Origin of the sequence: Mizugakiibacter sp. (genome assembly GCF_039680435.1) — a bacterium.
Classification (GTDB): domain Bacteria; phylum Pseudomonadota; class Gammaproteobacteria; order Xanthomonadales; family Rhodanobacteraceae; genus Mizugakiibacter.
In genome coordinates, this window is the sequence record NZ_JBDKSX010000132.1 from 1 (window position 1) to 9,166 (window position 9,166).

Below are 9,166 nucleotides of genomic sequence, written 5' to 3' on the forward strand. Positions count from 1 at the left end.
CACTTAGGTTCAAGGGTTGGACGCTTGCTATCGTGGACTTCCATCCACCGCAAGGCGCCCACACAAGTCACCTGCGCACACTGTCAAAGATCAATCGCTTGCAGCGCCAACTTCGCACCGCACCTCACGGCGTTTCGCCCGAGGGAGCCGCACATTCTACATCCCTTTTCTCTTCCGTCAACACCCGAAGGCGTCGAACACACCCGCGTGTCGCACGACTCGCCGACCGGCGAGTCATGCGGAAGGGGCCGAGATGATACGCCGCGCCTTCGACGGTGGGAAGGGGCGGCGCGCCGCGCGATGTTGCGGGCGCGCTACACTGCACGCCCGCGTCGACTCGCCGCGCGCATCCGCCGGTTGTCCCGATGAAGCACGTGCTGCCGCTGCTGCTGCTGATGTCCATCGCCGCGGGCGCTTCCGCCGCGGGCCCGCAACGAAACTACGTGGCGCTGCGCGGCCACCGCATCGCGGTGGAAGTCGCCAACGACGACGCCAGCCGCGCGCAGGGCCTGATGTTCCGTGACCGCATCGCCACCGACCGCGGCATGTTGTTCGTGTTCGCCGACGACGCGCCGCGCGAATTCTGGATGAAGAACACGCGCATCCCGCTCGACATGCTGTTTTTCGACGCCGACGGCAAGCTGGTGGCGGTACAGCGCGACGCGCAGCCGTGCCGGCAGGATCCGTGCGCCATCTATCCCAGCAACGCGCCGGCGCGCTACGTGCTCGAGCTGGCCGGCGGCAGCGCCGCGCGCATGGGCGTCACGGTCGGCGATACGCTGTCGATCCACGCCGATCTCGGCGAGGTGCGCTGATCCGGCGCGGCCTGCGCATCGTCGAGCAGGCGGCGGCACGGCAGCTCCGCGCGGTACGGCACCAGCGGCCCGGGCAGGGCGCCGTCGCGCTCGAACCAGTCGTCGGTGAAGGGCACGAACTGTTTCATGTTCCACCTCCTCGCGGAAGGCAGTGAAACAGCCATGCGTGTCGGCGCAATGACGACGGCTGGCGCAACGCGGGCGGCGCCGCGGCCGCGTGCGGGCGGACTCAGTTCTCGACGATCAGCTCGAAGTCGGCCTTGGTCACGCCGCAGTCCGGGCAGGTCCAGGTGTCGGGAATGTCTTCCCAGCGCGTGCCCGGCACAATGCCGTCCTCGGGATGGCCGAGCGCTTCGTCGTAGATGAAGCCGCAGACCACGCACATGAACTTGCGGTAGGTCTCGGTGTGGACGATGGCGGCGGCGGTAGAGGTCATGGGAGCGAAACGCATGTCGACGGTTGAATTCTGTTCATTGTCTCAGGTCGCGGACACCCACGAAAGCGCGCACGGCAGGCACGCGGCGGGGCGCTCGTGACGCGCGCCCGGCTGTCCGGCCGCGGCCTGTACGCGATCACCGACGGACCGCGCGCCGACCTGCGCGACGCCGCGGCGGCGGCGCTGGACGGCGGCGCCACGCTGCTGCAGTACCGTGACAAGACCGCCGATGCGCCGCGCCGATTGCGCGAAGCGCAAGCGCTGGCGCAGCTTTGCGCGGACCGCGGCGTGCCGCTGATCGTCAACGACGACATCGAACTGGCCGCCGCCGTCGGCGCCGCCGGCGTGCATCTCGGCGAGCACGACGACGACATCGCCGCCGCGCGCGCGCGCCTCGGCGCGGACGCGATCGTCGGCGTGTCCTGCTACGACTCGGCGCGGCGGGCGCGACAACTTGCCGCAGCCGGCGCCGACTACCTCGCCTTCGGCGCGTTCTTCCCCTCGTCCACCAAACCCGCGGCGCGCCGCGCGGCACCGGCGCTGCTGCGCGAGGCGCGCGCGCTCGGCCTGCCGCTGGTGGCGATCGGCGGCATCACGCCCGACAATGGCGGCACCCTGGTCGAAGCGGGCGCCGACTACCTCGCCGTGATCGCCGCGGTATTCGGCGCCGCCGACGTGCGCGCCGCGGCGCGCCGCTTCGCCGACCTTTTCGCCACCACCCGATCCCGCCAGCCATGACCCGCAATCACGAACTCTTCCGCCGCGCGCAGGAACTGCTGCCCGGCGGCGTCAACTCGCCGGTGCGCGCCTTCAAGTCGGTCGGCGGCGAGCCGTTCTTCACCGCGCGCGCGGACGGCGCCTACCTGTGGGACGTCGAGGGCACGCGCTACATCGACTACGTCGGCTCGTGGGGGCCGATGGTGGTCGGCCACAACCACCCGCAGGTGCGCGCGGCGGTGGAACGCGCGGTGCGCGACGGCCTCTCGTTCGGCACGCCGTGTCCGGCCGAGGTGACGATGGCGGAGACGATCGCGCGCCTGGTGCCGTCGGTCGAGATGGTGCGCATGGTCAACTCCGGCACCGAGGCGACGATGTCGGCGATCCGCCTGGCGCGCGGCGCCACCGGCCGCAACAAGGTGGTGAAGTTCGAGGGCTGCTACCACGGCCACGGCGACAGCTTCCTGGTCAAGGCGGGCTCCGGCGCACTGACGCTGGGCGTGCCGACCTCGCCGGGCGTGCCGAAGGCGAACGCCGACCTCACGCTCACCCTGCCCTACAACGATCTCGCCGCCGTCGAAGCGCTGCTTGCCGCCGAAGGCGACGACATCGCCTGCGTGATCGTCGAGCCGATCGCCGGCAACATGAACTGTATCCCGCCGCGCGAAGGCTACCTGCAGGGCCTGCGCGAACTGTGCACGCGCCACGGCGCGCTGCTGATCCTCGACGAGGTGATGACCGGCTTCCGCGTCGCGCTCGGCGGCGCGCAAGAGCTGTACGGCGTCACCCCCGACCTGACCACGTTCGGCAAGATCATCGGCGGCGGCATGCCGGTCGGCGCCTACGGCGGGCGCCGCGACCTGATGCAGCAGATCGCACCGGCCGGCCCGGTCTACCAGGCCGGCACGCTCTCCGGCAATCCGGTGGCGATGGCGGCGGGCCTGGCCATGCTGGAGCTGATCCAGCAGCCCGGCTTCCACGCCGATCTGCAGCGCAAGACGCGCCTGCTCACCGACGGCCTGCGCGCGGTCGCGACCGAGGCCGGCGTGCCGTTCAGCGTCAACCGCGTGTGCGGCATGTTCGGCCTGTTCTTCACCGACGCGAAAGTCGAGACCTACGCGCAGGCCACCGCCTGCGACACGGGCGCGTTCAACCGCTTCTTCCACGGCATGCTGAAGCGCGGCGTGTACCTGGCGCCATCGGCGTTCGAGGCGGGGTTCATGTCCGCCGCGCACGGCGAGCAGGACATCGCCGACACGCTGGACGCCGCGCGCGCGGCGTTCCGCGAAGCGAAGGCCGGCTGAGTTCAGCGGCCGACGAACGCCGCCAGCGCATCGCGCAGGCGGCGCAAGCCGTCCACCACGTCGGCATCGCCGATCACCAGCGGCGGCACCAGGCGCAGCACGTCGGGGCCGGCCTGCAGCAGCAGCAGACCGTGCTGCAGCGCAAGCTCGAGCACCTCGCCCGCGCGCCCCTCGTATTGGTCGCGCAGCACCGCGCCAAGCATCAGGCCGCGGCCGCGCACTTGGGCGAACACGCCGAGCTCCGCGTCGATGCGCGCCAATCCTTCGCGCAGCGCGCGGCCCTGGCGCTCGACGTTGCCGAGCAGCTCGGGCGCGCGCAGCCGCCGCAGCGCCACGCGCGCCACCGCCGCCGCCAGCGGATTGCCGCCGAAGGTGGTGCCGTGCGCGCCGTACTGCATGACCTCGGCCACCTTCGGCGCGGCCAGCATCGCGCCGATCGGGAAGCCGGCGCCCAACGCTTTCGCCAGCGTGACGATGTCCGGCGCCACGCCGTCCTGCACGTGCGCGAACAGCGTGCCGGTGCGACCCATGCCGGCCTGGATCTCGTCGCACACCAGCAGCGCGCCATGGCGATCGCACAGCGCGCGCAGGTGCGCGAGGAAGCCGGGCGCCGCCGGCATCACGCCGCCCTCGCCCTGCACCGGTTCCACCAGTACGCCGGCGATGTCGCCGGCCGCGAACGCCGCCTCGGCCTGCGCGGCGTCGTTGAAATCGCAGTAGCGGAAACCCGCGGGCAACGGCTCGTAGCCTTGCTGGTATTTCGGCTGCGCGGTGGCGGTGACGGTCGCCAGCGTGCGGCCGTGGAACGAGCCGCGAAAGCTGAGGATCGTGCGCCGCTCCGGCGCGCGCCCCTGCGCCGCCGCCCATTTGCGCACCAGCTTGATCGCCGCCTCGTTGGCTTCCGCGCCGGAGTTGCACAGGAACGCGCGCGCGGCGAAGCCGGAGGCCTCGACCAGTTCCTCGGCGAGCCGCAGCGGCGGCTCGCTGTAGAACACGTTGCTGGTGTGCCAGAGCTTGCCGGCCTGCGCGGTCAGCGCCGCGACCAGTTCCGGATCGGCGTGGCCGAGCGCGTTGACCGCGATGCCGGCCGCGAAGTCGACGTACTCGCGATTGTCCAGATCCCACACGCGCGCGCCGCGGCCGCGATCGAGGATCACCTCGCGCGGCCGGTACACCGGCAGGTAGTAGCGCTGGCCCTTGCGGACGAGTTCGGCGCTGGCCGCGCCGGGCAACGTGGGGTCGATCATCGATGGCTCCGCCGGCCGCGCCACCGGCGCGCCACAGCCGCGCATTATGCGGCCGCCGACTGTATCGCGCGGGCGTGGGGCGTAACAGATTTGATACAGCCTGCCGCTGCCGCGCCGTCCGCGCCAACAGCCTGAAATGCGTTGCGAATTCGCACTCGTCGCGCGCGGCGCCGCGGCGCGCACCGTAACAGGCGCGTTACGGTCCCGGCGCGGCGGCCGCGCGCGACCATGTCGACTGTCCGGCCGCAACCCCGCGCCGCTGCGTGGCTTTCCACGAAATGCGCCGGAGCGCCACGGCGCCGGCATCAAGCTTGCACATGCATGGCGCGCGTCGACCCGCTCCCCTGATCGGCGGGTCCGCGACATCCCCCAAGGAGGAATTTATGAAACGCACCCTACTCGCGTCCGCAGTCTGTCTCGCGCTCGGACTCAGCAGCCTGGCGTGGGCCGACGACACCCAGTCGGGAACCGGATCGATGGCGGACCATCACTCGTTCGCCTACCAGAAGAGCGACAGCAGCACCGGTGACAACCGCGACAACAAGGGCAAGGCCTATGCCGACGGTTACGGCACGGCGGCCGCCAACAACGGCTCGACCGCGACCGCGACCTTCTCCAACTCGTTCAACAGCAGCAAGGCCGTAGCGATCAGCCGACTGGAAGGCGCCGTCTCCAACATCAGCATCTCCGACATCGGCAACGTCGCCGACAACGCCGGCAACGCCAACGGCGGATCCGGCGGCAAGGGCGGCGCCGGCTACGGCGGCCCGGGCTACGGCGGCGACGGCTATGGCGGCGACGGCTACGCCGGTAACGGCGGCGACGGCGGCAACGGCGGCCGCGGCGGCAACGGCGGCAGCGCGCTCAACGGCAGTGCCAGCGCCGGCGATTCCAGCAACGGCAGCGCCACGATCGGCGACGCCAGCGCCGGCAACGGTGGCGACGGCGGCGACGCCTACGCCAAGGGCACCAACGGCGGCGACGGTTACGGCAAGGGCGGCCACGCCGGTTCCGAGTCCGCCGGCCTCGGCGGTGGCGGCGACGCCTACGGCGGCAACGCACACAATCGCAGAAGCGACGGCTCGACCGCGACCGGCGGCGCGGGCACGGCCGGCACCGGTACGGGCACGGGCGGATCGTCCAGCGCGACCGGCGGCGCCGGTTCGGGCAGCGGTGGGACCGGCGGCTCGCTGGCCAACGCGGCCGGCACCGGCGGTGCGGGTGGCAGCGCCACCAACGGCAGCGCCACCAACGGCGGCGCCTCCTCCAGCGCCTCCAACGGCAGCGCCACCGCCGGTGACGGCGCGGTCGGCGCGGTCGGCGCGCCGGGCGGCGACGGCGGCACCGGCAACGGCGGCACCGGCAACGGCGGCGTCGGCAACGGCGCGGTCGGCGGCGCGGGCGGCGCGGGCGGAAACGCCTATGCGGATGCCGGCACGTTCAACATGTCGAACAACATGACGAGCGTCGGCCAGTCCGCGGCCGGGATCATGGTCGCCAACCAGAACAGCGGTATGGCGTCGCTGGTCCAGCAGGCGGTCACCGTGCAGGCCAACCTGACGGTCGGCCCGTGAGCGAATGAGCGGAGAGCGGGCCGCGGAGCGCAGGGAACGCGCTCCGCGGCATGGCTGCGCAGCACGCGTGCGGATGGCGCCCACTTGCGACGTCGCACCGGCGGATGCCGGCGCGAGCGACGGAAGCACGTCCACGCACGATGCGCGCGGACCGCGCATCCGCCAGGAGGAATCATCATGAATGCCCATGCAAGGGTCTGGGTGGCGGGAGTGCTGCTGTGCCTGCCCTGCGCCAGTGCGTTCGGACAGCAGGGCGCGGCACCGGTCCCCGTCGCCGCGGCGCAAGCCGCAACGATTCCCGACAGCGTGCCGGCACGGCCCGTCGATGCGCGAGCCGCGTCCGCGGCCCCGGTCGCGGGCATGGGAATCCCGCTGAACGCGCTCGCGCTCGACCACCACCGCGGCGGAGACAGCAGCGTCGACAACGGGATCTGGACCGACGGCACGGTGTCCGACACCAGCGCCACCAACGTCGCCACCGGCAGCAACGCGATCGGCGGCGGCGCGTTCGCCAATACCAGCGGCATCGCCACGGTGATCCAGAACTCCGGCGCGAACGTGCTGATCCAGAACGCGACCATCGTCAACGTGCAGTTCACCCCGCCATGAGACGGACCGCGCTGGCATCGCTCGCGCTCGCGTTCACGCTGCTGGCCGGCACGACAGGCGCGAACGCGCTCGAACTCGCCGGCCTGCAGGGCGGGCGCTACCGGCTGGCAGTGACCAGCCTCAAGGAAGCGCGCTTCAAGAGCACGATCCGCCAGCACTACGACTTCAGTTGCGGCTCGGCCGCCGTCGCCACTCTGCTCACCTACCAGTACGGGCAGCCGGTCAGCGAAGAAGCGGTGTTCGCGCAGATGTACGCGCACGGCGACCAGGCCAAGATCCGCAAGGAAGGCTTCTCGCTGCTCGACATCAAGCGCTACCTGGGCGCGCACGGCTACGCCGCCGACGGCTTCGAGGTGCCGCTGGAGAAGCTGGCCGAGAACCGGCTGCCCGCGATCGTGCTGATCAGCTCGAGCGGCTACCACCATTTCGTGGTGGTGAAGGGGCTCGTGAACGGGCGCGTGCTGATCGGCGATCCGGCCACCGGCACGCACGCGATGTCGCGGCGGCGCTTCGAGGCGATCTGGGAAGACCACATCCTGTTCGTCGTCCACAACCGCCGCGAGCTCGCCCGCTTCAACGATCCGGCCGACTGGCGGGTGGCGCCCGGCGCGCCGCTGCAGCTCGCGATCATCCGCGACGGCCTCGGCCACACGGTGCTGCCCAAGCACGGGCCCGGCGACATCTAGGAGCGCGCATGCGAGCCGCGGCCAGCAAGCAAATGTGGATGCGCGCCGCGCTCGGCGCCGGCCTGGCATGGCTCGCGCCCGCCCGCGCGCAGGACGCCGCCGGCAGTGACGCCGCGCATGCGCCGCCCACGCTGGCGGAAGCGGTCGCCGACCAGCTCGGCGTATACGTGGAAGCATGGGACACCGCGCCGGCAGCCGCGACGGCGTCCACCCCGGTCAGCACAGCGCAACCGGCCCCGTCGGCGATCGCCGCGAGCTCGCAGGCATACGCGGCGATCGCGGCGGCGGTGCCGCCGCCGGCGCCGACGACGATCGCGGCGATTGCGCTGGTCCCTCCCGCCGCGCCGGTCCCTCCCGTCGCGCCCGTCGCGCCTCCCGCAGCGCCCGTCGCGCCGTCGGCACCGGCGATGCCGGCGACGACCGTCGCCGCTGCCGCGCCCGCCGCGCCGCCGCCGCGCCCGCCCGGCGTCGCGCCCGCCGCGCCACCACCGCCGCCTGCGCCGCAGCTCGTCGAACGACCGGTCGCGCTGCGTCCGCGCGACGGCGGCATGGGGCCGGAACTGGCCTGGACGCCGGTCGGCGACGACCACCTCGACACGATGCGCGGCGGCTTCGAAACCCGCAGCGGCCTCAAGGTCGGCTTCGGCATCGAGCGCGTCGTCTACATCAACGGCACGCTCGCCGCGAGCACGCGCGTGGACATCGCCGACGTCGGCCACATCACCGCCGACGAGGCGCGCGAACTGGCGGCGGTGATCGGTACCGCCACCTGGATCCGCAACGGGCCCGGCAACACGTTCGATCCGGCCACGATGTCGACCACCTACGGCACCACGGTGATCCAGAACACGCTCGACAACCAGGTGATCCGCAACCAGATCACCATCAACGCGTCGGTCAACACGCTGCAGGATTTCAAGGCTCTCAATGCGCTGGGCACGCTGCAATCGGCGTTGTTCAACACGGTCGGCGGCAGATAGCACGACGGTAACGGGGCCGCGCCGGCGGACGGCGCGGGTATCGCTCGCAACATGCAAGGGAGGCGTTGCGGATCGACCGACGACGGCGCATCGAGCCGGCGGGCACGCCCGTCGGTCGGCATGCGCGACGCGGTCATCCGCGCGGAACGACATGAATCACGCGCGATCACGATGCATCGGTTCCTTGAGCTGCCTTACCCTGGCCGTGGCCGCCGGCCTGGCGCACGCGCAGTCCGCGCCGCCGACCGACGACGCGGACGCGCGCTACGCGGCGTTGCGCCAGGACGTCGACGCGCACATCGCCCGCCTGGAGGAACTGAAGCGCTCGCTGGCCGAGCAGGAGGCGGCGCTGGGCGCGCTGCAGCACGCGCTCGACGAGCAGACGCTGGCCAAGCACCGCGGCGGCACCGCCCGCAGCGGGCCGGCGCAGGCCGCGGTCGCGCAGGCGGAACCGCAGCCGCCGGCGAAGCCGGTGGGCAAGGCGCCGGAGCAGGCCTCACGTCCGCCCGAGATCGCGCCGATCTTCGACCAGCCCGGCGTGCTGACGCCGCGCCACAAGATCGTGCTGGAGCCGTCGGTGCAGTTCGGCTATTCCTCCAGCGATCGCGTGGCGCTGGTCGGCTACACCATCATCCCGGCGATCCTGATCGGCCTGATCGACGTGCGCGAGGTCAAGACCACCACGATCACCACCGCGCTGACCGCGCGCTACGGCCTGACCAACCGCTTCGAGTTCGAAGCGCGCGTGCCCTACGTGTACAGCTACGGCGATACGGTCAGCCGCGAGGTGTTCACCGG

9 protein-coding genes and 1 pseudogene are annotated in these 9,166 nt (G+C 71.9%); 8 read left to right on the forward strand and 2 right to left on the reverse strand.

From position 1 onward, the window contains the following. The first annotated feature begins 365 nt into the window (after positions 1-365). A complete protein-coding gene (locus tag ABFC67_RS14155) occupies positions 366-815 on the forward strand; it encodes a DUF192 domain-containing protein (RefSeq protein ID WP_346738675.1) in 450 nt (149 codons plus the stop codon). A 229-nt stretch (positions 816-1,044) separates the two neighbouring features. On the opposite strand, the gene ABFC67_RS14160 is transcribed toward ABFC67_RS14155, so the two are convergent. After that, complete coding sequence (locus tag ABFC67_RS14160) at positions 1,045-1,251, reverse strand: rubredoxin (protein WP_346738676.1); 207 nt, start codon at positions 1,249-1,251, stop codon at positions 1,045-1,047. Positions 1,252-1,386: 135 nt separating this feature from the next. Here ABFC67_RS14160 and thiE point away from each other — a divergent pair, with 135 nt between their 5' ends. Next, positions 1,387-1,989, forward strand: a complete 603-nt coding sequence (gene thiE, locus ABFC67_RS14165; RefSeq protein ID WP_346738683.1) for a thiamine phosphate synthase — start codon at positions 1,387-1,389, stop codon at positions 1,987-1,989. Next, a complete protein-coding gene (hemL, locus tag ABFC67_RS14170; RefSeq protein WP_346738677.1) occupies positions 1,986-3,272 on the forward strand; it encodes a glutamate-1-semialdehyde 2,1-aminomutase in 1,287 nt (428 codons plus the stop codon). The genes thiE and hemL overlap by 4 nt, the downstream gene beginning before the upstream one ends. A gap of 2 nt (positions 3,273-3,274) precedes the next feature. On the opposite strand, the gene ABFC67_RS14175 is transcribed toward hemL, so the two are convergent. Beyond that, positions 3,275-4,519 (reverse strand): acetylornithine/succinylornithine family transaminase, encoded by a 1,245-nt coding sequence (locus ABFC67_RS14175; RefSeq protein WP_346738678.1) that lies wholly within the window; start codon positions 4,517-4,519, stop codon positions 3,275-3,277. Between the two features lie 383 nt (positions 4,520-4,902). On the opposite strand from ABFC67_RS14175, the gene ABFC67_RS14180 reads away from it, so the two are divergent. The 5 genes and pseudogenes from ABFC67_RS14180 to ABFC67_RS14200 all read left to right on the forward strand — a co-directional run. After that, complete coding sequence (locus ABFC67_RS14180) at positions 4,903-6,093, forward strand: hypothetical protein (protein ID WP_346738679.1); 1,191 nt, start codon at positions 4,903-4,905, stop codon at positions 6,091-6,093. Positions 6,094-6,270: 177 nt separating this feature from the next. Then, positions 6,271-6,702: a hypothetical protein gene (locus ABFC67_RS14185; RefSeq protein ID WP_346738680.1), complete on the forward strand. Its 432-nt coding sequence runs from the start codon at positions 6,271-6,273 to the stop codon at positions 6,700-6,702. Then, the gene (locus tag ABFC67_RS14190) at positions 6,699-7,388 is read left to right on the forward strand and encodes a C39 family peptidase (protein ID WP_346738681.1); all 690 of its coding nucleotides are present in this window, start codon (positions 6,699-6,701) and stop codon (positions 7,386-7,388) included. Before ABFC67_RS14185 ends, ABFC67_RS14190 begins: the two co-directional genes overlap by 4 nt. An 8-nt stretch (positions 7,389-7,396) precedes the next feature. Continuing rightward, entirely contained in the window at positions 7,397-8,368 is a 972-nt protein-coding gene (locus ABFC67_RS14195) for a hypothetical protein (protein ID WP_346738682.1), read from the forward strand. 184 nt (positions 8,369-8,552) lie between these two features. After that, positions 8,553-9,166: pseudogene (locus ABFC67_RS14200) on the forward strand (acetate kinase); the annotation flags it as partial.

Excerpts from the sequence above, each read along its gene's own strand:
- ABFC67_RS14180 (WP_346738679.1), top strand. The coding sequence starts at position 4,903 with ATGAAACGCACCCTACTCGCGTCCGCAGTCTGTCTCGCGCTCGGACTC.
- ABFC67_RS14160 (WP_346738676.1), bottom strand. The coding sequence starts at position 1,251 with ATGACCTCTACCGCCGCCGCCATCGTCCACACCGAGACCTACCGCAAG.
- ABFC67_RS14190 (WP_346738681.1), top strand. The coding sequence starts at position 6,699 with ATGAGACGGACCGCGCTGGCATCGCTCGCGCTCGCGTTCACGCTGCTG.
- ABFC67_RS14155 (WP_346738675.1), top strand. The coding sequence starts at position 366 with ATGAAGCACGTGCTGCCGCTGCTGCTGCTGATGTCCATCGCCGCGGGC.
- ABFC67_RS14185 (WP_346738680.1), top strand. The coding sequence starts at position 6,271 with ATGAATGCCCATGCAAGGGTCTGGGTGGCGGGAGTGCTGCTGTGCCTG.
- ABFC67_RS14175 (WP_346738678.1), bottom strand. The coding sequence starts at position 4,519 with ATGATCGACCCCACGTTGCCCGGCGCGGCCAGCGCCGAACTCGTCCGC.
- hemL (WP_346738677.1), top strand. The coding sequence starts at position 1,986 with ATGACCCGCAATCACGAACTCTTCCGCCGCGCGCAGGAACTGCTGCCC.
- ABFC67_RS14195 (WP_346738682.1), top strand. The coding sequence starts at position 7,397 with ATGCGAGCCGCGGCCAGCAAGCAAATGTGGATGCGCGCCGCGCTCGGC.